Annotated in this window: 27 protein-coding genes and 1 pseudogene; all 28 read left to right on the forward strand. The window is 70.3% G+C overall.

All coding sequences use genetic code 11. The annotated features are described in order from the left end of the window. Positions 1–7: 7 nt before the first annotated feature. The 28 genes and pseudogenes from ACFVXC_RS35315 (at position 8) to ACFVXC_RS35450 (ending at position 21,755) form a co-directional block, all read left to right on the forward strand. Positions 8–934, forward strand: coding sequence for a hypothetical protein (locus ACFVXC_RS35315; RefSeq protein WP_384277546.1), 927 nt, complete (start codon positions 8–10; stop codon positions 932–934). Further along, a complete protein-coding gene (locus tag ACFVXC_RS35320) occupies positions 931–2,040 on the forward strand; it encodes a hypothetical protein (protein ID WP_384277544.1) in 1,110 nt (369 codons plus the stop codon). The genes ACFVXC_RS35315 and ACFVXC_RS35320 overlap by 4 nt, the downstream gene beginning before the upstream one ends. Then, positions 2,041–2,478: a hypothetical protein gene (locus ACFVXC_RS35325; RefSeq protein WP_384277541.1), complete on the forward strand. Its 438-nt coding sequence runs from the start codon at positions 2,041–2,043 to the stop codon at positions 2,476–2,478. It begins immediately after the preceding gene. Between the two features lie 135 nt (positions 2,479–2,613). Further along, a pseudogene (locus ACFVXC_RS35330) lies at positions 2,614–3,558 on the forward strand (peptidoglycan-binding protein); the annotation flags it as partial. 329 nt (positions 3,559–3,887) lie between these two features. Then, entirely contained in the window at positions 3,888–4,133 is a 246-nt protein-coding gene (locus ACFVXC_RS35335; RefSeq protein WP_384277539.1) for a hypothetical protein, read from the forward strand. Between the two features lie 86 nt (positions 4,134–4,219). Next, the gene (locus ACFVXC_RS35340; RefSeq protein ID WP_384277537.1) at positions 4,220–4,669 is read left to right on the forward strand and encodes a hypothetical protein; all 450 of its coding nucleotides are present in this window, start codon (positions 4,220–4,222) and stop codon (positions 4,667–4,669) included. A gap of 156 nt (positions 4,670–4,825) precedes the next feature. Beyond that, positions 4,826–5,395 carry a hypothetical protein gene (locus ACFVXC_RS35345; RefSeq protein WP_384277535.1) on the forward strand — a complete coding sequence of 190 codons (570 nt, stop codon included), beginning with the start codon at positions 4,826–4,828 and terminating at the stop codon, positions 5,393–5,395. A gap of 87 nt (positions 5,396–5,482) precedes the next feature. After that, positions 5,483–5,695, forward strand: coding sequence for a hypothetical protein (locus ACFVXC_RS35350; RefSeq protein WP_384277532.1), 213 nt, complete (start codon positions 5,483–5,485; stop codon positions 5,693–5,695). Between the two features lie 95 nt (positions 5,696–5,790). Then, positions 5,791–6,135: a hypothetical protein gene (locus tag ACFVXC_RS35355; protein WP_384277530.1), complete on the forward strand. Its 345-nt coding sequence runs from the start codon at positions 5,791–5,793 to the stop codon at positions 6,133–6,135. Positions 6,136–6,150: 15 nt separating this feature from the next. Continuing rightward, positions 6,151–7,119, forward strand: a complete 969-nt coding sequence (locus tag ACFVXC_RS35360) for a recombinase RecT (protein WP_384277528.1) — start codon at positions 6,151–6,153, stop codon at positions 7,117–7,119. Between the two features lie 72 nt (positions 7,120–7,191). After that, on the forward strand, positions 7,192–8,325 hold the full coding sequence (locus tag ACFVXC_RS35365) for a PD-(D/E)XK nuclease family protein (RefSeq protein WP_384277648.1): 1,134 nt from the start codon (positions 7,192–7,194) through the stop codon (positions 8,323–8,325). Positions 8,326–8,410: 85 nt separating this feature from the next. Next, on the forward strand, positions 8,411–9,334 hold the full coding sequence (locus ACFVXC_RS35370; protein WP_384277525.1) for a helix-turn-helix domain-containing protein: 924 nt from the start codon (positions 8,411–8,413) through the stop codon (positions 9,332–9,334). A 94-nt stretch (positions 9,335–9,428) separates the two neighbouring features. Next, positions 9,429–9,707 (forward strand): hypothetical protein, encoded by a 279-nt coding sequence (locus ACFVXC_RS35375; RefSeq protein WP_384277523.1) that lies wholly within the window; start codon positions 9,429–9,431, stop codon positions 9,705–9,707. An 89-nt stretch (positions 9,708–9,796) separates the two neighbouring features. Then, entirely contained in the window at positions 9,797–10,492 is a 696-nt protein-coding gene (locus ACFVXC_RS35380; protein WP_384277521.1) for a hypothetical protein, read from the forward strand. A 211-nt stretch (positions 10,493–10,703) separates the two neighbouring features. After that, positions 10,704–12,194, forward strand: a complete 1,491-nt coding sequence (locus tag ACFVXC_RS35385; protein ID WP_384274655.1) for a DNA cytosine methyltransferase — start codon at positions 10,704–10,706, stop codon at positions 12,192–12,194. Between the two features lie 30 nt (positions 12,195–12,224). Beyond that, positions 12,225–12,953, forward strand: a complete 729-nt coding sequence (locus ACFVXC_RS35390) for a hypothetical protein (RefSeq protein WP_384274652.1) — start codon at positions 12,225–12,227, stop codon at positions 12,951–12,953. A gap of 19 nt (positions 12,954–12,972) precedes the next feature. Beyond that, positions 12,973–13,383: a hypothetical protein gene (locus ACFVXC_RS35395; protein WP_384274650.1), complete on the forward strand. Its 411-nt coding sequence runs from the start codon at positions 12,973–12,975 to the stop codon at positions 13,381–13,383. Positions 13,384–13,416: 33 nt separating this feature from the next. After that, positions 13,417–14,226 carry a hypothetical protein gene (locus tag ACFVXC_RS35400; protein ID WP_384274648.1) on the forward strand — a complete coding sequence of 270 codons (810 nt, stop codon included), beginning with the start codon at positions 13,417–13,419 and terminating at the stop codon, positions 14,224–14,226. Between the two features lie 160 nt (positions 14,227–14,386). Then, a complete protein-coding gene (locus tag ACFVXC_RS35405) occupies positions 14,387–14,728 on the forward strand; it encodes an HU family DNA-binding protein (RefSeq protein WP_384274645.1) in 342 nt (113 codons plus the stop codon). Between the two features lie 61 nt (positions 14,729–14,789). Continuing rightward, positions 14,790–15,287 carry a hypothetical protein gene (locus ACFVXC_RS35410; RefSeq protein ID WP_384274643.1) on the forward strand — a complete coding sequence of 166 codons (498 nt, stop codon included), beginning with the start codon at positions 14,790–14,792 and terminating at the stop codon, positions 15,285–15,287. A 34-nt stretch (positions 15,288–15,321) separates the two neighbouring features. Beyond that, the gene (locus ACFVXC_RS35415) at positions 15,322–15,951 is read left to right on the forward strand and encodes a hypothetical protein (protein ID WP_384274641.1); all 630 of its coding nucleotides are present in this window, start codon (positions 15,322–15,324) and stop codon (positions 15,949–15,951) included. A gap of 306 nt (positions 15,952–16,257) precedes the next feature. Beyond that, entirely contained in the window at positions 16,258–16,896 is a 639-nt protein-coding gene (locus tag ACFVXC_RS35420; RefSeq protein ID WP_384274639.1) for a hypothetical protein, read from the forward strand. 65 nt (positions 16,897–16,961) lie between these two features. Next, entirely contained in the window at positions 16,962–17,264 is a 303-nt protein-coding gene (locus ACFVXC_RS35425; RefSeq protein WP_384274636.1) for a hypothetical protein, read from the forward strand. Positions 17,265–17,351: 87 nt separating this feature from the next. Beyond that, on the forward strand, positions 17,352–18,365 hold the full coding sequence (locus ACFVXC_RS35430; RefSeq protein ID WP_384274634.1) for an N-6 DNA methylase: 1,014 nt from the start codon (positions 17,352–17,354) through the stop codon (positions 18,363–18,365). Then, complete coding sequence (locus ACFVXC_RS35435; protein WP_384274632.1) at positions 18,362–18,904, forward strand: hypothetical protein; 543 nt, start codon at positions 18,362–18,364, stop codon at positions 18,902–18,904. Before ACFVXC_RS35430 ends, ACFVXC_RS35435 begins: the two co-directional genes overlap by 4 nt. Continuing rightward, a complete protein-coding gene (locus tag ACFVXC_RS35440; RefSeq protein WP_384274630.1) occupies positions 18,901–19,992 on the forward strand; it encodes a DUF4192 domain-containing protein in 1,092 nt (363 codons plus the stop codon). Before ACFVXC_RS35435 ends, ACFVXC_RS35440 begins: the two co-directional genes overlap by 4 nt. A 31-nt stretch (positions 19,993–20,023) precedes the next feature. Beyond that, positions 20,024–21,112, forward strand: a complete 1,089-nt coding sequence (locus ACFVXC_RS35445; protein ID WP_384274628.1) for a DUF4192 domain-containing protein — start codon at positions 20,024–20,026, stop codon at positions 21,110–21,112. A 55-nt stretch (positions 21,113–21,167) separates the two neighbouring features. Next, positions 21,168–21,755 carry a DUF6349 family protein gene (locus tag ACFVXC_RS35450; protein ID WP_384274626.1) on the forward strand — a complete coding sequence of 196 codons (588 nt, stop codon included), beginning with the start codon at positions 21,168–21,170 and terminating at the stop codon, positions 21,753–21,755. The last annotated feature ends 109 nt before the right edge of the window (positions 21,756–21,864 follow it).

Here is a 21,864-nt window from a genome sequence, read left to right on the forward strand (position 1 = left end):
AGCATTCGTGACGCTGCAACCCCCGATGATGGTGCGCGGGGCCGACCACTCCGCTCGTGCGATGCGCTTGATGATCCGCGACCTCGCCCGAGGCCGGCAGGGCGTCGCGGAGAGCGAGGACCTGAAGGTCCGGCCGCTGGAGACGCCGGGTCCCGGCGTCCGTGTCGGCGACGGTTCCGCCCTCATCCACGGCTCCCGCCCGTGGCAAGGGGCCTACACCCAGAGCAACATCGGTGACGCCCGGGTCGACGTCGAGCCGACGGGCCCCGTGGCCCGCACCGACCTGATCGTCCTGCGGATCGAGGACCCTGAGTGGGAGGGAGAACGCGACCCCCGCACGCAGGAGATCGGCTACTTCCACGTCATCAAGGGCGTGGCCCACGACGTCGCCACCGTGCCCGAGGACATGACCGGGATCGCCCTGGCCCGCATCGCCTTGCCGCGCAATACCGCGGCGATCACCGCCGACATGGTCACCGACCTGCGGCAGATCGCAAACCCGCGCACAGAACGCACGCTGCGCACCGTGCACCCGACGAAGACAGAGGAGGTGCCCGGCAAGCACGGCCAGTGGGCGGCCTGGCCCAGGGAAGCCGCCTGGGGCCTCGACGTTCCGGCCTGGGCGACCACGGCCACCATCGTCATCACCCTGTCCGGCCTGCGCGCCGAGGCAGGTTCCGTGTACGCCGAGCTGCGCACCCGGTTCGGGGAGCGCGCCGCGCAGCCGACCGTCGTGGACGACGACGGGACGACGACCCGTCGCTCCAGCGTGACCCTGGCGGACACGCTCGCCGTGCCGCCCGCCTACCGGGGCACCCGCCAGCACCTGGCCGTCGAGATCAACCAGAACGACAAGTACGGGGACGGCGAGTTGAGCGTGGCCAAGGGCACCACGGTCACGCTCGATATCGCGTTCACGGAAGGGCCTGCGTGACGATGGCCGACTACCGCTACATCGTCGCGCGCGCCGCGACCGGTGACGTCCTGCACTGGAACCTCCCGCTGGGCGAGGTCGAGTACGGTCCGGAAATATCCGGGCCCGGCTCATTCAAGGCGACCCTGCCGACGGCGTTCCGGCGCTCGCTCAGTGACACGCTCGACGCTGGCGACGCCGTGCTCCTGGTCGAGCGCAACGACCGCCTCGACTGGGGCGGCCTGCTGTGGCGCGCTGAGCCCGAGGGCAACACCCTGCCCGTCGAAGCCGCAGGGTTCACCAGCTACCTGCACAAACGCTTCGACCTCCACGGCAACCTCGACGGCCGCGGCCCGTACATCGAGGCCGACCCGTGCCAGGTGATCCGCGACGTGTGGGCCTACGCCCAGGCCCAGCCGGACGGCGACCTCGGCGTGAGTGTGGACGACACGAAGTCGAAGGCGAAGACCGGCACCGCCAAGGACCCGTACGCCACCACGAAGACCGACCCGCGCAATCTGGGCGAGATGGTGGACGAGATGGCCGAGATCGATGACGGTCTGGAGTGGTCGGAGGCCGTGGCCTGGCGCGGGCGCCGCGCCGAGCGTCGCATCCTCCTCGGCGCACCACGCCTCGGCCGGCGCAGGGAGGACCTGACGTTCACCACGGGCGCGAACGTCGTCGGCACCCCGCACGTCATCAAGGACGCCGACTCCTACGCCCAGTGGGTCATCGGGCTCGGCGCGGGCGAGGGCAAGAAGCGCAAGGTCGTCGTGGACGGCGAGCGCAACGGCCGCCTGCGCCTGGAACACCGGCTGGAGACGAGCGAGAAGGACGAGGCGAAGCTGAAACAGCGGACCCGCCGAGAGCGCCTCGCCCGCCAGGTCCTGCCCTCGCTGGACGAGCTGGAGATCATCGACCACCCCGCCGCGCCGATCCACGCGCTGAGGGTCGGGGACGACGTGCGCGTCCGCCTGTTCGAGCCGCACACCGCCTACGACGGATGGTGCCGGATCGTCGGCTGGACGGTCCGGCCCGGCGAAGGCGAGACCGCCGAACGCGTGACCTTGAAGCTGGAGCGCACCAACAAGCCCGAGGAAGAGACGGGCGAGGGAGAAGAAGAGTAGATGCCGGACACCATCGCCACCCTCGGCCGCCGACTGGCCCGGCTGGAGAAGAGGGTCACCACCCTGGAACGCGCCCGCCGCGCACCGTACCCGGAATGGCGCGACCTCCCGCTGACCGGCGAGACCACTGTCCCGGACGAGGAGCAGCCACCGCAGTTCCGCGCCAACCCCTGGGACACCACGGAGTTCAGTGGCCGTATCGGACTCACCGGCGGACGCGCCGTCGACGAGCAGCTTGTCGCGCTGCTGCCCGAGGGCTACTGGCCCCAAGCGCCGCGCACGGTCGACGTCGCATCCGACGCGGCACGGCGCTCGCTCCAGCTCGACATCGACCCCAAGGGCCTGGTGCACCTACGCGTTCAGGGCGGTGGCAGCGTCCGGGCATCCTGGATCAGCCTCGACAGCACGTCGTTCCGGACCGAGCGCGACGACACCTGACCTGCCCTGCGCCCGGCCACCGCCGGTAGCATGGCGCCCGGGTGACCCTCCACCCGCTTCGCACTCCCGAGGGACCGGACCGCCGCAGCGGCCACGGCCGACTGCCATCCGGCGCAGGGGAGAAGGACGAGGCGCGTGGCTACACCGCTGAGCGCGGACAGGTTCCTGTCCGTGCTGAAGGGCGCCGGGCTTGGCGTGGTCGAGCACGGCAAATGGCGCACCCACAACCGCAACACCCATGGCAACTGGGGCCCCTTGAACGGGGTCATGATCCACCACACCGGTTCGTACAGCTCCGAGAGCGACATGGTGGAGCTCTGCCGTACCGGCTACCAGGATCTTCCCGGACCCCTGTGCCATGGAGTGATCGACCGCTCCGGCACCGTGCATCTGGTCGGATACGGGCGCTGCAATCACGCCGGGATGGGTGACACGGACGTCTTGCTGGCGGTCATCGCGGAGAAGACGACTCTCCCGCGTGACAACGAGGCGGACACCGACGGAAATCGCCACTTCTACGGCTTCGAGTGCATCAACACCGGTGGCCAGGCGTGGCCGGCGGCGCAGCTCGACGCCATGGCGCGGGCGGCAGCGGCGATCTGCCATGCGCACGGCTGGAACGAGCACAGCGTCATCGGCCACAAGGAATGGCAGCCGGGCAAGCCTGACCCCGGCAACATCGACATGGACGACTTCCGCGCCCGTGTCGCCCGCCACCTCAAGGGCGGCGGCAAGCCGGACCCGAAACCGGATCCGAAACCCAAGCCCAAGCCAGGTCCCAAGCCGAAGCCGAAGCCGAAGCCGGACCCGAAGCCGACACCCAAGCCGACGCCGAAGTACGCGGCCTACCCCGGTGCCCAGTTCTTCCGGGAGGGGCGTTCCTCGCCGGTGATCGCCGCGATGGCCAAGCGCCTGATTGCCGAGGGCTGCGACTCCTACGACGCGGCGCCCGGCCAGGTCTGGAACGACGCGCACCGCCGTTCGTACGCCGCTTTCCAGATCAAGCACGGCCTCCACGGTGCCGACGCCGACGGGATCCCCGGGCCCAAGACCTGGGCGGACCTGCACGTCCCGCACCAGGCCGACGCGGCCGAACCGACCCCGACCACCCCGAAACAGGAGCACGACCCGATGCCGCAGGCCCTTGCCGACGTTGCTGAGCGCACCCTTGCCACCTACCTCCAGTCGCTGCTCGGCCTGATGGCCGCATCCAGTACGACGGACATGGTCTCCCTGTCGGCGTGGCAGGCCGCCGCGGTCTCCGCGATACCGGCCGCGCTCAGCGCGCTGAAGTCCACCCTCGGTACGGCGCTAGGCAGGCCCGGAACGGCATCGTGGCTGACGGTGAAGCGCGATCCAGCCACCCCCAAGTACTGATCGTCCTGGTGGCGAGAGAAGAGGAGGAAGCCATGCCCGAGGGACAGGTCGCTCTCGCTCTGGCCGAGCTCCGCGCGGCGCTGGAGGTCGGGTTGGCCCGTATCGACGGTCAGTTGGCACTGCTCGTCCAGCGCAGTGACCAGACGGACAAGGCCCTGGAGGAGCTGGAGGAGCGGGTGAGCACGCTGGAAAAGACGCGGTGGCCGCTGCCGACCGTCGCTGTCCTGGCGAGCATCACGGCCGTGGCGCTCACCGTCGTCAGCCTGGCGCGCGGATGAGATGAACCCCCAGGCTGTCGGGACGTGTTGTCCGACAGCGTGCATAGCGTGAGGGCGCACTGTTTTCCTGCGGCCTGGGGGTCTCGATGGACACGACACATCTGCTCGTCACCGATCTGGAAGTGGACTCCGCGCTCGCGGATCCGGCAGTTCCGGACGCCGTTCGCGCGGTGTGGCAACTGCTCTGGGAATCGGAAGTCACGCTCGACGAGGTCCTGGCGCTCGACGTGCCGGACGCGGAGCTGCTCGACCGCGTGGTCGTCATCCGGCACGCGAAAGAGGGCGGGGTGTTCGAGGCCGGCATCAGCGTGCTGGCGGTGAGGCTGCTGCGCGAGCTGATTGGGGCGCGTACCGACGGCCCTCTGTTCACGCTGGACGAGCGGCGGCTGACCAAGGTGAGGGTGGCCGCCGCGTTCCGCGCGGCGACGGGCGGCCGTACCGTTCACGCCCTGCGTTTCACGCGGCAGGTGAAGGAGCGTGGCGTGGCCCGGCTCAGCTCCGTTGAGGCAGACCGGCACGAGGGGAAGAGCGCGTAGAGCGCGCGGAAACGCACACGGCCCCCGCCGAAGCGGGGGCCGTTTGGTCCTCTTGGAAAGACCGCGGCCACCGTAGCAGCGACCGCCGCGCACGGTAGTGCGGGGGGTACAGCTACGCTGCCCACTGCACTCAGGACAGACAGCGGAGGACGGGGCATGAGTCGGCGTAAGCCGTATCTGGTCGGGCACCAGGAGTTCGCCGCGCTGTATCGCGTCGATCCCATGATGATCTCGCAGTGGCTGGCGGCGAGCCGCCGCATCCTGGACCCGTCGACAGCGATCGTTGTCAGCGGGGTGCGGTACTGGCCGCTCGGCTTCGCCGCCCGCTTCGGGACGACCACCAAGCGGTTTCGGCAGGTCGACTTCGACGCCAAGGCCCGGATCATTGCCGAGCAGGGTGAGGGCTGGGAACCAGACCTGAGCGACAAACTGCCTCCGCTCGTGGGCCAGCAGGAGATCATCGAGATGTTCCACCTGCCCTCGCAGGGGACGCTCGCCACGACGATCGCGACGGGGCGGTTCCCCGGGAGCGACTGGCTGCTGTCCGGGTCGAGGCTCTGGATGCTGGACACCGTCATTGAGGCAGTCCCTGCGCTGCGCGAGAGCGCGCGGAGTCTGCCGTGGGATGTGGACGAGGCGGTCGTCACCGCTCTGCGGGACGGCACGTACGACGGTCCCGGCAGCCGCATCTTCACCCGAGGCCGTCACGCCCGAAAGGCCGTCTGACCTGCGCAAACCTGTACTTTGCCCCGAATTGCCACTAAGATATAAGTAATCCCCTTCACGGGGACGGCAATCACCAAGGAGGCATCAGTGCAGTTCCTGACCGCGCCGGGCGGCGGCGACGTTGCCGCCATGAAGTCCAGCGAGACCCTGATCGTCGAGGGTGCCCTCTCGCTCTACGTCCTCAAGAATCCCAACTCCAACCTCGCCATCGACATGCTCCGGGATGTCGTGCGGTTCAACGAGGCCCGCGAGGCGCGCATGGACGATGCGGCCGAACGGGCCGCTGCCCGAGCCGAGTAGAGGTGAAGTCGGGCCTGGTGACGGTGGGGTTGATCATCTGTCCTCCAACCCTCAAGATAGGTGACATTCTTGAAATCAGTCACCAGGGGGCGGGTATGGCAGTCGTCCAGGACGAGATACCGGGCCTGGTCATCCACACCGTGCGGCAGCCCGAGGGCCACGCACCGTCGATCCAGGCCCAGTTCGAGTCGTTCCACCAGCTCAACCCCTGGGTGCTCCGTGCCCTGGAAGCCCTGACCGCCGACTACTTGAAGCGCGGGGCGCGCCGCGTCGGCATCGGGATGCTCTTCGAGGTCCTGCGCTGGCGCTACGTCACGGCGACCGAGGGCGACGAGTTCCGCCTCAACAACAACTTCCGCAGCCGGTATGTCCGGCTCCTCATCGAGCGCCACCCCGAATGGGCGCGCGCATTCGAGGTCCGCAGCCTGCGGACCGACTGACCTCTTGGAGAGATCGTGACCGACGAACAACCCCCAGAGCCCGCCGCCGTGGAGGGCGCGGTGGTCGAGGCCGCTCCGGCCGCTGCTCCGGCCATCCGGCCCAGCGCCATCGTCCTGCGCGGCGACCAGGACGAGTTCGACCACAAGCAGCTCTCGACGCTGGCCCTGATCAGCCCCGGCCTGGCCAACGCTCCGCGCGGGCACCTGGCGATGTTCTTCCACTACTGCGTGCGGACCGGACTCGACCCGTTCGCGCGGCAGATCTACATGATCGGCCGCACCAACTGGAAGGCCGCCGACAACCCTGACGAGCCCGAGAAGACGTGGACCATCCAGACCGGGATCGACGGGTTCCGGACCGTCGCCCACCGGGCGGCGGCGAAGGCCGGGGAGTCCATCTCCTACGAGGACACCGTCTACTACGACTCCGAGGGCAACGCCCACGAGGTCTGGCTGTCCAAGGTGTACCCGGCCGCGGTCAAGGTCACCGTCGTGCGCGGTACCGCGCGCTTCCCGTTCATCGCCCGCTGGGACGAGTTCGCCCCGACGTACTACGACCGCAAGTCGGGCACGTACGTCGTGGCGAAGATGTGGCAGCAGATGCCCGCTCACATGGTGCGCAAGTGCGCCGAGGCCGGCTCGCTGCGCATGGCCGCGCCGCAGGACCTGTCCGGCGTGTACGTGGACGAGGAGATGGAGCGGGCGGACTCCGAAGTCGTCGTACGCGAAGCCGAGGAGGCCACCCGACGTCTGCGGCAGGCCGCCGGGCTCGAAGCCGGACAAGGCTCCGGCGACGACGCGAAGGACGGGTCCGCCGACGTCGCGGCGAGCGCGAGCCCGGAGAAGCCCGCGCCGAAGAAGCGGAGGCGCCCCGCGAAGAAGGCGGACCCGGAACCGGCGCCTGACGCAGGGGCCGAGCAGGACCAGGCCCCGCCCAAGCGCAAGCCCCGCAAGTCGGCCGAGCCGAGCCGCGCCGCTTCCTGATCCCGCTGACACCGGGTGCCGCCCGTTGTCGGCGGGCGGCACCCCATCCTCTTGGAGACCATCGTGACCACCATGACCATCGCGGCCGAGCGGCCCCTCAGTCTGTGGCCAGCCGCGCACGCGGCGGACGCACGCCGTCCCCGCTCCCAACAGACCAAGCTCGGCGCCAGTGACACCGTGTGCGCCCGCCGAGCGGGATACCTCCTGCACGGCCACACCCCGACCGATGGCGGCGAGAAGCGCAAGGCGATCCTCGGCACCTGGCTGCACGCCGGGATACTCGAAGCTGCCCGCGAGGAGTACGGCTGGCTCATCGAGCGCCGCGTCGAAGACACGACCGTCCGGGGCCACATCGACGCTGTCCAGCTGGACAGCGCGACCGCCGCCCGGCTCCCGAAGCGGCTGCGCCCCACGCTCCCCGCCGAGGAGACGACGGTCGAGGACGTGAAGACGAAGAGCACGTACCAGTGGGACAACGTCCTGCGGTACGGCGCGAGCGAGGCCGAGTTGCGGCAGGTGTACCTGTACGCCGATCTCCTCGGCAGCGAGGGGTTCGCCAGCGTCAGGGGGCAGCGCCAACTCGCCTACCTCGGGCCGGTGCCGGTCGCCCGCATCCGCTTCCGGTTCATCAACCGCGACAACGGTGACGACCACGTCCAGGAGATCGCCTACGAGGCTGAGCGTGCCCGGCGGGCCCGTTGGTGGGTCCAGCAGGTGCGGGCCGCCTCCACACCGGAGGAGCTGCCGCGCACCTTCCAGGGCCCGGGAATCTCGGTGATCTGCGACCACTGCCCGTTCCGCACCGCATGCTGGGGCCCACTCGTCGCCGGGCGCTCTCCACAGAGCCAGCTCATCCACGACGACGAGGACCGCGCCACGGCGCTGGCCGAGTACGTCGAGGCGGGCGAGCAGATGAAACCGCTCAAGGAGCAGCAGAAGCTCGCCCGCGCCAAGCTCGACGGCTCTGAGCCGGGCGTCTACGGCGACAACGTCCTGAAGTGGAGCGGCGGCAACCCGACCAAGGCCGATGACGTCGAGGCGATGGTCGCGTTGTACCGCCGCGCGGGACTGGACGTGCCGATGGCGCCGGACGCGGCGGCCATGAAGGCGACGCTCAAGGAGGTGGGCATACCCGTGCCCACGCGCCTTGACCACGACCGGCTGACCACGGTGAGCATCAACGTGACCGCCAGCAAGAAGTCCTGACCACGCCACCTGGCGGGGGTGGGGCCGAAGTGCGCCCCACCCCTGCCTCAGTGCGGGAACCGTACGGAACGACGGAGAGGTGCCGGTGAGCATCCACATGATGGTGGCGGCTGCCTATCTGCCGAAGCAGGTGATCAACCAGACGCAGAAGGCGGTCCTGATGAAGATCGCTGACTCGGCTGATGACCAGACCAGGCTGGCGAGGCCGGGCCTGGAACGGATGATGGCCTGGGCCGGCGTGGGGGAGAAGCAGGTCATCACGGTCGTCACCGAGCTCGTCGGGCTCGGCCTGGTCGAGCGGGTCACGATCGGCCGTGTCGGCCTCCGGGCCGAGTACCGGGTGTTCCCCTACGGTGTGCCGCCGATTCCCTCGACGGAGGAGCTGATCGAGCGGCGCCGTGCGGCGCAGCGTGCGCCGAAGAACCCCCGGCTGGCGCGGAAGGGCTCGCGCCGCAAGCCGTCGTCGGCGGCCCGTACGCAGGACGACGTCGCCGCGCGGAAGGAGGCGCGGGCCGCTGCCGAGGCTGCCGCGGAGGCAGGGTTGCCCGAGGGGAACCCTGATTCGGGTCAGGGCAGGGTTGCCGCGGGGGAACCCAGTGGGTTGCCGCAGGGAAACCGGGCGGGTTCCCCTGGGGAAACCCCTTCTCTTCCACCTTCTTCCTGTTCTCTTCCTATCCCCCCTACCCCCACGGCTGACGCCGCAGGGGAGCCGGGGGCGGGGCAGGGAGCGCAGCAGCGGGCGGGCTGTCCGAAGCACGCCAAGCCGGTGAACAACTGCCGGGGCTGTGGCACCAACCCGCGTGCCGGGCGGGAGGAGGCGCGGCGCGAGGCCGTCGACCGGGAGCATCGCGGCCAGCAGGACTGGCTACAGGAGTTCTTCGCCGAGCAGGAGCGCCGTGTGGCGCAGACCGACCCGCAGGCCCTGGAGATGGCCCGCCAGCGGACGCGGGAACTGGCCCGCATGGGACGCGATAAGGGCGCCAACTCCCGGCAGCAGCAGCGGCGTTAGCAAGATCGGCAACATTGACGCCCCGGTGTATGCCATTAAGATATAAGTAAGAGTTCGGAACTGGCCGAACTCCCCAGCCTCTTGGAGACCAACGATGACCGAAACCCTCACCCCGGCATCCGACGCGTTCTTCGTCGTCGCCGAAGTGATCCACGGCCCGCACCTCGCCCCCCGTGTCGGCGACGGCGTCTACTGCTCGCCCGAGTGCGCCGAGCATGGCGTCCGCGAGCTCGTGGGCGACCTCCGCAAGGAAGAGGGTGGTAGCGGCCTCGTCCTGCCTCACCGGGGCCGCCTGACCGGCTGTGTCGTCACGCCCGGCGGCCGGATGTGGGCGGTGAGCGTCCTCGCGCACAGCGAGCTGCCCGCCGTCTGACGTTCGCGTCACCTGAGATAGGTGACATTTTTCAACGGCGGGCGTGCGTTCTGCGCGCCCGCCGTGCACACCCTCTTGGAGACCAGCACATGACCACCACGATCGCGGCTCTGCCCGACCACAACCGACTGAACGACCCGCTATGGCTCAAGCTGTTCCACGGCTACCGCCACGTCATAGCCCCGCTTCGCCACAACGGCTGGGTGACCGACATCGAGATCTGCGGCGGCGAATTCCACGTCCGCTCCGACCTCGGAGACGGCACCGAACTGATCATCGCCTCCGAGCACTCCCTGCCCGTCGACCCGGCCGAGGTGACCGGGTGGATGGTCCTGCGTCAGAACATCGAGACCCCCTCGCAGCACAGCGTGCTGTACGAGTCCACCCCGGACCGTGCGCAGGCCCACCACGGCAACGGCCTCATCCCGATGTTCACGCGCATCGACGAGCTGGATGTCCCGAAGACCACGACGCGGCTCATGCTCTCGGGGACCTACAGCGCGCCCTACGGGGCCAACCACAACCAGTGCGCCCCCGTTGAGGCTCCGGGCACGGCCGTCGCCCGCTACTACGAGTGGACGCGCCAGCTGGCCGTCAGCGACGGCTACCGGCAGGTGTGGGAGCGCACGGAGGCGGACGGCTACCCGCTCTCCCTCTTCGAACGCGTCGGCCACGTGGTCGTAGCCCGCATCACCCGCGCCGACGACGTCGAACACCGCGCCGTCGCCCGCGCTCCCCACGGCGACGACCTCGAACACCTCCCCGTCGCCCACAGCGATGACTGACCGCCCGCGCCGCGCGGCGCACCTCGCAGGGGGCGCTGAGCGGTGATCTGGCTGCTGATCGTGTGCGCCCTCGGACTGGGGGCCTTCACCGCCCTCGGGATCGAGGACAGCCGCCACCACCGCGCGTTACGCGCCACCGACCAGTCCTGACCCACGGCCGCCCGGCCCGCGAACCGGGCCGGGCGGCCCCGCCTCTTGGAGACCTAAGACCGTGCCCCGATCTATCCACCTGCTCTGCGGAGCAGGAGGAGACGCCACCGGCCTGCTGGAAGCCGGTTTCGACCCCATCCTCGGCATCAACCACTACCAGAACGCCGTCGACACCTTCGGGCTCAACCACCCGACCGCGGCGGCGCGCTGCGCCGACATCCAGAACTACCCCATGCGCTGGCTCCCGAAGGCCCTCGTGCTGTGGGCCTCGATCATCTGCACCGAGATCAGCCCCGCCGGCGGCAGGAAGCGCCCCGACCCCGTACAGGACGCCCTCTTCGAGGAAGAGGAGCAGTGGCGCGAACTGCCGCCCGAGGCATTCGAGATGACCCGCGTGACCGCCTGGTGCGTGCTGCGCGCCGCTGAGGCGAAGGGTTTCCCCTGCGTCGTCGTGGAGAACGTGGTCGAGTTCATCACCGACTGGACGCTGTTCCCCGAGTGGATCCGCGCCATGAAGAAGCTCGGCTACCGCGTCCAGATCGTCTCCGTGTCCTCCGCGCACATCGGCTCGGAGACCAACCCGTACGCCCCGCAGTGGCGCGACCGCGTGTACCTCGTCTTCACCCTCGCCGGTATCCGCCGCCCCGATCTCGCGCCGCGCCCGCTGTCGCACTGCTTCGACTGCGGGCGGAACGTCAAGGCCCGCCAGAGCTGGCGCGACCCGCAGGTGAAGGTCGGCAAATATCAGCAGCAGTACGACTACCGGTGCCCGAACACCCGCTGCCGACATGCGCTGGTGGAGCCGTACGTGCGGCCCGCCTCCGACGTGATCATGTGGGACAACATCGGCCAGCGCATCGGGGACCGGGCCAAGCCGCTGGTGCCCAACACGATGCGCCGCATCGAAGCCGGGCTGACGAAGTTCCCCTACGACCCCTCCGTCGTCACCCTCACGCACGGCAAGGACGGCACCGACCGGGCCTTTGACCCGAGCACCCGGCCGATGCCCACCCGCACGGCCAAGCTCGGCGAAGCCCTCCTGGTGCCAGTCGGCGGCTCGTGGAACGACACCGCCTCCTCGGCGGCCGAGCCGATGCGCACCCGTACCACCCGCGAGAGCGAAGCCCTCGTCACCGTGGACCCGTTCATCGTGGAGTTCCGCAACAACTGCGACGCCGCACCGATCGACGCCCCGCTGAGCACCATCGCCACCGCCCGTCATCACGGCCTGATCGTGCCCGATGGTGATGTCCGCACCCGGGCCCGCAACACCCTGGTGATCCCGTACCGCAAGGCCGCGCCGAAGAGCGCAGGCCAGCCGCTGCACACCCTGTCGACCCACGACTCGGCGGCAGTTGTGCGCAGCGCGCCCGCCATCGAGGACTGCTACTTCCGGATGCTCCAGCCCCGGGAGCAGCTGAGCGCGCAGCGGTTCCCCGAGACGTACGAGGTCGTCGGCTCCAAGGCCGCCCAGACCATGCAGGCCGGTAACGCCGTGAGCGTCAACGTCGCGCGCTGGATCGGTGAGCGCCTCAAGCCCGTCCTTGCCTGACCCCACCCAACAAGAAGGGATTCCCCTGCCATGACACCGGCAGCACAAGACCAGTTGGCCATCCTCGCGGAGCAGCGCGCGGAGCTGGAGGCCGAGCGCCTGCGGATCGACAAGGCGTACAGCCTCGCGGTCCTCGACCACATCACCGCGAAGATCCGGACGGCCTGCCCGGAGGCAGTCCACGTGAACTTCGCCTTCTACAGCTCCCGCACCCTCGACCTGCACGGCGTACTGGGTGCGCAGCCCAGCCCGCTGGGGACGTGCCCGGAGCTGTGGGACAACCGCGGCGGGGAGGAGGAGCACCCGCTCGACTACATCGCCGACCAGATCGAGGCCGACCTACAGACCGCGCTCGCGCCCTACACCTCCCCGGCGTGGGCATCGGTCCACCGCAACTCAGCTGGCTTCGGCAACTCGTGGCTGCTGGAGCTGCCCCCGGCCGACCGCGCTGCCCGCGTGGCCGAGCTGGTCCGCGACCATCACCCGGAGGCAACCGCGGTCGTGGTCGACGGCCGCGCTGCCGGGCGGGTCATCGAGGTCCTTGAAGGCGTTGCCGACGACGGCACACCGGTGCGCGGCCCGCGCCCGCGCTGGTCTTCCTCGTGCGACACCGCCCTCAGCGGACTCATGTGCCAGGTGCTCGCACTCCCCGCCCTGGCCGACCGGCACCTGATGCCCGTGCCCAGCGACTACGCCCACCCGCACGGCATCAGCCCCAGCGCCCAGATGCGCCTGATGCCGCTGCCGCCGACCGCCTGACACCCGGGAGGAGGAGCAGATGAGCGGCAACGGGTGGGTCGCCAAGGCCCCCTGCGCCGGGGACCTCCGCTTCGCGTCCGAGGAGGCGGCGGCCGAAGCCCCGACGGAGCCGCTGGTTCTTGCCCTCCTCGCCGTCTGCCACGGCTGCCCGTTCCGGGCGCAGTGCGTCGACCTGGTCACGCCGAGCGCGAGCCAGTTCGACGGTGTGTGCGGCGGGCGGCTCTGGCGCAGCGGTCACGTCCTCGCGACCTGCGAGGACGCGCGGCCCGCCGAGCTGCGCGAGCGCAAACGGCACCAGATCACCCACGGCACTGAAGCCGGAGCCCGCGCCCACAACCGGCGCGGGGAGCGCGCCTGCTCCCTGTGCCGGGAAGCCGGACGGCTCGCCCAGCAGGCCCGCAGGGCCCGCAAGCGCACATCCGACACCTGATCACCACCCCTACAACTCCTGCGGAGAAAGAGCATGTTCACCATCAAGGCCCACGACCTAGCGGCCACCCTCGACCGAGTCGCCCCGCACCGCTTTCTGGCGGACGACGACGCCCACGACCTCGATGCACTGATCCTCGACTGCACCCCCGGCCACCTCCACGCCGTCGCGTGCAGCGACCGGACGCTCGCCGTCGCCCGTACGTCCGTGAAGGGTGATGTGTGGACGGCCCCCGTCGGCTACGACGACGCCGCCGCGCTGCGCGCCTGGCTGGAGTCCTCCGACCACGTCACCGTCGAGCACGTCACCGACAGCGGCCACCAGCAGCTCCGCTTCACCGAAGGCCCCGCGCAGATCACCGTCCCCGCCGCCCTCCACATCGGCCGCCTGCCCTGGCGCGCACTGCTGCGCCTCGTGCTCGACGCCCGCGACCACCCCTTGGCCGTCGGCCGCCCCGTGCAGCTCAACGCCGACGACCTCGCCCTGTGGGGCAACGCCGGCAGGGACGGCGAGGCGATCGAGTTCCGTTCCCTGGGGCCCGTGGGGACGCTGGTGACCGCCGGACCCGACTTCCTCGGCGTCCAGACACCGCACACCTTGGACGGCCCGACGCCGGGCAAGGGCTGGTCCTCCTCGCTGCGCACCCGACTGTTCCTCCACGCCGGGGTCCTCCTGGAGGTCGGGGCGCGCTACGCCGACCACACGGGAACGAAGTGGATGGTGCCCGCCCGGCCCGGCCCCGGCGAGGAGCCGACGCTGGTCTCCGCCGACTACGCGGCCGTCACCCTGCCGATCTCCCAGGTGCTCGCGGGCGGGAAGTTCCTGATCCGGCTCCCCGACTGACCAGAGATAGATGGCATTCATGAATCACCCACCGCACTTCCGTACTGCGGTACGCGACCACGACGCGGACCCCGGCTTCGGGCTCAGGCCCCTGCCCGGCGCGTGGCGCGCCCGCCCCTCAACTCCTGCGGCACAGACAGAGATCCGAGAGGAACACCCAGTGAATAAGGCCCAGCTCATCAAGGTCGTGGCCGACGCGACCGGCGACCGCGCTCAGGCGGCTCTCGCCGTGGAGACCACGTTCGACGCGATCGTCCGCGCCGTGGCGGCCGGTGAAACCTTCTCCATCACGGGCTTCGGCAGCCTCACCCCGGAGGACCGCCCGGCGCGCGCCGCGCGCAACCCGCAGACGGGCGAGCCGATGCAGCTCGACAAGAGCCGCGTCGTGAAGTACCGCCCCGGTGCCCGGTTCAAGGACCTTGTCGCGGGCCGCCGCGCGGTGCCGGAGTCCGGCAACTGCATCCAGAAGGACCCCAAGACGCCCCAGGCCGACCGCCCGTAATCACCGCACCAGGGGCCGCCCCGGCGTGCGCCGGGGCGGCCCTGCCGAAGGAGTTCGACAGATGAACGACCGATCCGTGGGAGTCGAGATCGAGGCCACCGCGAAGTGGCTGGAGGAGCGGGGCATGCCCGGCGCGGCGACCCTGCTGCGGCGCGTCGCCCGCCAACGGGACGAGGCCATACGGCAGCTCGGCCTGCGGCCCGCCTCACCCGCGTACCAGCCGGGCACCGAGCACACCGCCCCGCGCGACCTGGACGCCGCCGCCGAAGCGGCGATGCTGCGCACCGATGTGGCCCGTCTCCAGGCCCTCGCCGAGCGGGCCGGCTGGGTGCCCGACCCCGCCGCGAAGCGCCTGGTGCGGTGGCGCGACGGCTGGTGGGAGCTGGGCCACCGACGCCGGAATCCGAAGGACGGCTACCACGACACCGGCTGGTACCTGTGGGGCCCGGCTGGCAGCTACGACGGCGAGTGGGTCGACAGCCACAAGGGCCCGGCCATGGACGAGGCCGAGCGGCTGATCACCAAGCACCGCACGGCAACCCGCGGGGGCAGCCGGTGAACGGCCGCGCTCCCCGGCTGGCCGGGGGTGCCACGTGACCGCCGACCTCCAGAGCGCCCCGGTGACCCTGCCCAGCGTGCAGGCGGAGGGGGAGTGGCAGCCGCGCGTCGTCGGCCTTGACCTGTCGCTGACCTCGACCGGCGTCGCCGGTACGGACTGGGCGTACGCCTACCGGCCCGGACGCCGCCGCAGCCACGAACGGCTGGACTGGCTGCTGGCCGCCGTCGCGCTGAGCGTGAAGGACGGCGCGGACCTGGTGGTGGTCGAGGGCGCTGCGTACGCCCAGGGTGCGCAGGCCGGGCACCACGAGCTGGCGGGGCTGTGGTGGCTGGTCACCCAGTACCTCTGGCGCCACCGCATCCCGTACGCCGTCGTGACCCCGCACGGGCGCACGATCTACGCGACCGGCCGGGCGAACCCCGCCCAGGAGTGGCCCCGGCAGGACCGCTCCCGGGTCGCCAAGGGGATGGTGCGCTCGGTGGCCGTCGAGCGGTACGGCGTCGAGTGCGAGGGGCCCGGCCGCTACGACCAGGCCGACGCCACGATCCTCGCGGCGATGGGGCTCGACTGGCTCGGCTACCCGACGGTGCCGGTGCCCGACACCCACCGGCGGGCGCTGGAGGCGGTGCGGTGGCCCGACCTCATTCCAGCAGCCGCGAATTAGGGAATTGAATTGCGGCAAATCAATTCGCATTCAGTCGGGCAAACCTTGCTTCTGGGGTATTTGCCATTAAGATATAAGTAAGGAATTCGGGAAATGCCCGAACGGAAAGGGGAATTGGAAGTGGAAACCACCAACAACAGCGGCTGCGGCTGCGAGTGCAACAGCGGCGGCTTCTGTGGCGGCTGCGGCCACGCCGGATGCGGTGGCCGACGCCGCTGAGCACCACCAACCCCCACGAAACACCCCGCGCCCCCGGCTAACCGCCGGGGGCGCACCCATACGCGCAAGCGTCCTCTTGGAGACCAAATGACCGACTATTCGCCCGGAGTTCAGCACCTCGCAGAACAGATAGGGCTCGACCCCGAACACGTCGCCCACGCCGCCCGCTTTGCCTCACGCACCTTCGCCCGCATCCAGGTGACCACCGGCATGACCCTCGAACAGTTCCGCCGCCTCTTCGCCCAGGACCGGCACTCCATCGTCATCGTCGCGAACCTCGCCATGCGCCACGCTGGCCGACGCGACGACGCCCAGCTCCTCATGGACATCTACAAGGCCAGCGTCGGAATCGCCCCGTACCAGCCCCCCATCCACACCGGGGTCGGCACCCTGCCCGAGTGCCACGGCGACCGGTACGTCCAGGAAGCCGTGCGCATCCTCAGCACCGCCGGACTCCCGCCCATCCACACCGACGGCACCCACGAACTCCGCCCCGGCTTCCAGGTCGTGCCCGACGACACCGGCAACTTGCCCGGCTGGGTGTTCATCGCCCCCGACCCCGACGCCAAGGCCCGTACCGGCTTCGCGGGCGGCGACCTCGGCTACCTCGCCGTCATGAACTGGGCCGGATGGGGCGTCATCCCCGAACGCCTGGAAGGCGGCCTGTACGCGGCCTGCCACCCCGACCACCGGCACGACCCCTTCCCCACCTCTTCGACCTCTTGACACCCCGCCCGTGCCTGGCCGCACGGCGCGGCCGGGCACGGGCCTTCCCGAAAGGCACCAGCCCCATGAAGCTCCCCGTGGACGACGCCAGCCTGACCGCCTGGTCCTCCCTCCTCGGTCTCACCGAAGAGGAGAGCGAAGCGACCGTTGCCGACATCGAGCAGACCCTGCGCGTCGGCTATGAGCACCGGCCCGACGAGCTGCGCGAGAAGTCCTTCGACGAGCTCAACAGCGACTTGGGCGCCGACGAGGTGGCCCTGATGTTCCTCGTCAGCGGTCTGCGCCAGGCGGGACTTCCCGAAGCCGCCTACGCCATCGAGGTCCGCGGCCTTGCCGCCGCTCTCCAGTCGCTCCAGCAGACCAGCTGACCCACTGCACCACCCACACGCCGCCCCGGCCGCGCATCTGCGCACCGGGGCGGCCCCATGCGCGCCCGCAGAAAGGAATCCGCATCCATGCCCGACAGCTTCATGCCCCGCACCGCGGCCCCGGCCGCCGCGCGGCCCGCTCCCTCGTGGGCGAAGAAGCCCCCGCCCAAGTCCAAGGCCACCACCCGCGCTCCCGGCAAGATCGCCGCCCGCAGGTACTTCGCCCCGGGCGACCCGCACGAGCACGCCCGCAAGATCGCGGAGAACGCCCTCGAAGCCTGGTACCAGTCCTTCGGCGGCAGCAGTATCGACGTGCCCCTCGGCACCGTCGCCGCGCTCTGCCTGGTGCGCAATGTGCCTGGACTGGGCGACTGGATACTCAACCTCCAGCCCGAGGAACTCCCGCAGCTGTTCAAGGAGATCTACCTCGGCCACTGGATCAAGCGCCCCGACCTGATCAACCGCGCGCTACGCCTGCACGATTGGGCCTGGAACCCCGACCCCGACAAGCAGCAGCTCCGAGCCGTCCACGCCGTCACCCGCGCCGCCATCAACACCGGCTTGCTCGAACTCACCGGCCACGACGACGCCTGGCAACGCTCCGAAGCCGACGTCCTCAGCCCCCTGCTCACCGGCCTGCGCCACAAGAGCGACAAGAAGTGGCGCGGCGAGTACCACACGCCGGCGGGCGTCACGGACCTGATGGCCAACATGACCATCGACAAGCACATCGAGCCGGGCATGTCCTTCGCCGAACCCGCCGTCGGCTCCGGCACGATGTTCCGCTCCGTCGCCCAGCGCCTGCGCGACCTCGGCCTCAACCCGCACGACTTCCGCTGGTACGGCGTCGATATCGACGCGTTGTCCGCCGGGTGCGCCGCGATCAACGCCATCGTCTGGGACCTCGGTCCGCGCTGCCTCATCGGCTGCGCCGACTCCCTCGCACCGGAAGACGACTACGCCAAGACCATCGCAGAGGCCAAAGACGCCTTCGAGGAACGCGACCGCTACATGGACACCGCGACCTCCATCGTCGCCTCCCGCCGCGCCGTCGCCCTCCTGGACAAACTCATGCCGGACAAGGAGCACGCCCCGGCATGACCGACGAGCACGACTTCGTCCGCCCCCGCACTGCACGAACCGCCCGTCGGCGCAGGCCCGCCTTCGCCGCACCGGATACCGGCAACGTCCCGCCCCTGGACCAACTCGCCCCCGCACTCGAACCCCCCTGGCACAAGGAGAACACCGACACCCCCGAGACCACCGCCGCTTACAACCACCCCGACAGCCACCGCATCGGCCTGCGCATCCAACCCGGCGGCCACACCATCCAGACCTGGATCACCGCCGGGCCCGATCTGCCGCCGATCCCTGACGGCACGGACATCGAGCAAGCCGAAGCGCGGGCCGCCAACGACGCCCGGCTCCAGCCCGGCCGTTCCTGGCACATCGCGCTCAGCACCCGCACCAGCAAGGCCCTGGCCGCCGACCTCGGCGCCCTCGTTCGCGAACGGCTGCTCCCCGCCCTCACGAACAAGCCGCGGCGCATCCCCACCACGGACCCGACGACCACGCAGGCCCCGGCCGCCGATACCGGCCAGCACGACACCACACCGCAGAAGGAAGGAACCCCGACGTGAGCACGCCCGACAACACCGTCCAGGTCACCAGCCTGCCCAACCTCGCCCAGATCCTGCCGTACCTCCTCGGCCACTACCCCGACGACAGCATCGCCCTCCACGCACCCGGCCCGAACTTCATCGACGGGCCGACCATGACGAGCCCCCTGCCCGACGACCCCGCCGAGTGGCAGGCCACCGCCGAATTCGCCGCCCGCCAGTTCGTGGCCTACGCCAACGACCAGGGGCACGACCCCGGCCAGGGCGTCATCATCTACCTCTGCCGCGAGCCGCGCCCCGACCAGACCCCCTGGGACACCGCCGCGCTCCTCGCCCCCGTCGCCGACTGGCTCACGACCGAACTCATGGAGCACCGCGCCGTCGTACTCCAGACCATCGGTCTCGTCGCCAACCGCTGGTGGGCCTTTGAGTGCCCGACCGAAGGGTGCTGCGAGGGAGACCCACTGCCCTCCGCCGACGACCCGACCAGCATCACGGCGCAGATGAACCGCCTCGGCCGCACTCCCGGCCCGCGCACCCGCGACATCATCAAGGAGTTCCGAGCCAGCGCCGACCCCACCACCCTCCAGGAGCTCGACCTCGCGGCCCGGAACTTCAACAAGCAGTGCGAAACGCGCCTCGGACAGGACGCGGCGCTCACGACCACCCTCGCGCAGATCGAGACCGCCATACGCCGCTTCCGCGACGGCGCCACCGACCTGGGCCCCCTACTGACGGCGCAGCTCATCGTCGGCCTGCAAGACGACGGTGCCGTAGAGGCCGGCATGGCACACGCGGAGGACGCAGACCTGCCCCACGCCCGACGCCTGTGGGCCCATCTCGCCCGGCACTGCGCCGAACCCTTCACGCGCGAAGCCGTCCCGATCCTCACGCTGTTCGCGTTCGTCGCCTGGCGGCAAGACGAGCTCATCGCCGCCCGCCTCGCCCTGCGCGACGCCCTCACCACCGACCCCGACTACGAGCTGGCCGTCGGCATCCACCTCGGCACGATCGACGGCGAAGACCCCCGAGACCTGCTCGCCGTCGCCCGCCAGGCCCGCGCCGACCGCATCGCCCTCCGCCAGCACCCCGACACCCTCACCCACTGACCCCAGCGCCCCCACAAGAACGGAACCAGAAGTGAACACACACCACCCCGCACGCCCACTGGCGGGCCCCGGCGAACTCGTCGAGACCCTGCCGTTCCACCTCGGATTCCGCCCGGAGAACAGCATCGTCGTACACAACACCCTCGGCCCCACCTACATCGACGGCCCCACCATGACCCTGCCGCTCCCGGACGACCCGGACACCTGGCAAGACATAGCCGAAGCCTTCGCCCACACGTTCATCGACGTCATGGGCCATCGCGGACGCCCCCTGAAGAACATCACCGTCTTCCTCTACCGCGACCCACACCCCGGACACACCGACGACCACACCGCATCACTGCTCCGCCCAGCCGCCGAACAGCTCGCCACCATCCTCAAGAACGACGGCGCCGTGATCCTGGAGACCATCGGCATCGTCAACGACCGCTGGTGGGCATACGAGTGCACCCGGACGGGCTGCTGCGAAGGCGAACCGCTCCCGGACGCCGACACCCCGAACAGCCTCACGGCCGGAATGAAACAGCTCGGCTTCACCCCCCGCCCGCGCCCCAGCGAGATCGCCAGCGAGTTCCGCCCCACCCACACCAACGCGACCCGCTACAGCGACGCCCTGACCGACATCGCCGCAGACCTCCATGAACAGACCCTCACCCGCATCGGGCAGACCCTCACCCGCGAAGGCACCGGCAGGATCACGGGGGGAGCCCTCAAGGACTTCCGCAACGGCAACACCCAACTCATGGACGAGATAGCCGCCCGCATCATCCTCGGCCTCCAAGACGAGTCAGCCAGAGACCAGGCAATGACCTACGGCGAAGACGAAGACCTGCCCCACACCCGCCAACTGTGGGCCTACCTCGCCCGGCGCTGCGTACCCCCGCACACCGACAAGGCCCCGCCCCTCCTCACACTCCTCGGCTGGGTCGCCTGGCGGCAAGACGACACCGTCCTCGCCCGCCTCGCGTTCAGGGAAGCAACGGCCATCGACCCCACCTACGAGATGGCCGAACTGCTCCACCACGGGGTCAGCAACGGCGCAGATCCGCACAGGCTGCTGAAGGCGTACCGAGCCGTCGGCCACAAGCCGCTCACAGACGACGAGCCCGACACCCCCTGACCCACCTCGGCGGCCCCGGCAGCACCGGGGCCGCCCCACCCGAAAGCCACACACCATGAGCGCCCCGCCCGTACGCCTCGGCGCCGTCGCGCGCCACACCGCCTATCTGCCCCAGTTCTGGGACAAGACCAAGGACTGCCGCCCAATCTGGCGCATCGACTGGGGGCACCCCGGCTTCACCCGGCGCACCCCGCCCGAGCCCACCTCCGACCACCAGCCCACAACCCTCGTCCGCTCCTGGGGCCAGCCAGCTCCTGACGGTTCCGGTGAGACCTGGCCCTACCTCCACCGAGGGGCCTGCCTCGGCTGCCCCTGGGAAGGCCCCGACCGTCGCCGTACGGACGAGGCCGTCGAAGACGCTCACGACCACACCCACCCCGGCTGGCGCAACCTGCACGCGATGCCCGAACGCCGAGGTCGCCACTGGCTCACCCACGTCCAACGCCTCTACCCGGAGGGCTGGTTCGAGAAAGGCGGGCCCGTACGCACCATCCGCACGGGAATCGAGAAGCAGCACAAGCCCGGCGCAGCACCCGGCGGCGGCTACGACCTGGCCGTCCAACCGCCCAAGGCGAACGTTCCTGTGACGGCGATTGCTGACGTGCTGCCGCTCTCCGAACTCGGGCGCACCAAGGCGGCGTGAACGGAGGAACCCGCGCTACGCTGGGAAACAGCGGCTGACCTGCAAGAAGCCGCTCCGCTCCACCCCCGGGCACAGGGGGCGGGAGCCCGCTGCGCCGGTAAGGCACTCC

Origin of the sequence: Streptomyces sp. NPDC058257 (genome assembly GCF_042881845.1) — a bacterium.
GTDB lineage: Bacteria > Actinomycetota > Actinomycetes > Streptomycetales > Streptomycetaceae > Streptomyces.

What these genes read in the sequence shown, in the direction of transcription:
- ACFVXC_RS35325 (WP_384277541.1), top strand. Translation starts at nt 2,041, where the DNA reads ATGCCGGACACCATCGCCACCCTCGGCCGCCGACTGGCCCGGCTGGAG.
- ACFVXC_RS35335 (WP_384277539.1), top strand. Translation starts at nt 3,888, where the DNA reads ATGCCCGAGGGACAGGTCGCTCTCGCTCTGGCCGAGCTCCGCGCGGCG.
- ACFVXC_RS35340 (WP_384277537.1), top strand. Translation starts at nt 4,220, where the DNA reads ATGGACACGACACATCTGCTCGTCACCGATCTGGAAGTGGACTCCGCG.
- ACFVXC_RS35345 (WP_384277535.1), top strand. Translation starts at nt 4,826, where the DNA reads ATGAGTCGGCGTAAGCCGTATCTGGTCGGGCACCAGGAGTTCGCCGCG.
- ACFVXC_RS35355 (WP_384277530.1), top strand. Translation starts at nt 5,791, where the DNA reads ATGGCAGTCGTCCAGGACGAGATACCGGGCCTGGTCATCCACACCGTG.
- ACFVXC_RS35365 (WP_384277648.1), top strand. Translation starts at nt 7,192, where the DNA reads ATGACCATCGCGGCCGAGCGGCCCCTCAGTCTGTGGCCAGCCGCGCAC.
- ACFVXC_RS35375 (WP_384277523.1), top strand. Translation starts at nt 9,429, where the DNA reads ATGACCGAAACCCTCACCCCGGCATCCGACGCGTTCTTCGTCGTCGCC.
- ACFVXC_RS35380 (WP_384277521.1), top strand. Translation starts at nt 9,797, where the DNA reads ATGACCACCACGATCGCGGCTCTGCCCGACCACAACCGACTGAACGAC.
- ACFVXC_RS35390 (WP_384274652.1), top strand. Translation starts at nt 12,225, where the DNA reads ATGACACCGGCAGCACAAGACCAGTTGGCCATCCTCGCGGAGCAGCGC.
- ACFVXC_RS35395 (WP_384274650.1), top strand. Translation starts at nt 12,973, where the DNA reads ATGAGCGGCAACGGGTGGGTCGCCAAGGCCCCCTGCGCCGGGGACCTC.
- ACFVXC_RS35400 (WP_384274648.1), top strand. Translation starts at nt 13,417, where the DNA reads ATGTTCACCATCAAGGCCCACGACCTAGCGGCCACCCTCGACCGAGTC.
- ACFVXC_RS35410 (WP_384274643.1), top strand. Translation starts at nt 14,790, where the DNA reads ATGAACGACCGATCCGTGGGAGTCGAGATCGAGGCCACCGCGAAGTGG.
- ACFVXC_RS35420 (WP_384274639.1), top strand. Translation starts at nt 16,258, where the DNA reads ATGACCGACTATTCGCCCGGAGTTCAGCACCTCGCAGAACAGATAGGG.
- ACFVXC_RS35425 (WP_384274636.1), top strand. Translation starts at nt 16,962, where the DNA reads ATGAAGCTCCCCGTGGACGACGCCAGCCTGACCGCCTGGTCCTCCCTC.
- ACFVXC_RS35430 (WP_384274634.1), top strand. Translation starts at nt 17,352, where the DNA reads ATGCCCGACAGCTTCATGCCCCGCACCGCGGCCCCGGCCGCCGCGCGG.
- ACFVXC_RS35435 (WP_384274632.1), top strand. Translation starts at nt 18,362, where the DNA reads ATGACCGACGAGCACGACTTCGTCCGCCCCCGCACTGCACGAACCGCC.
- ACFVXC_RS35450 (WP_384274626.1), top strand. Translation starts at nt 21,168, where the DNA reads ATGAGCGCCCCGCCCGTACGCCTCGGCGCCGTCGCGCGCCACACCGCC.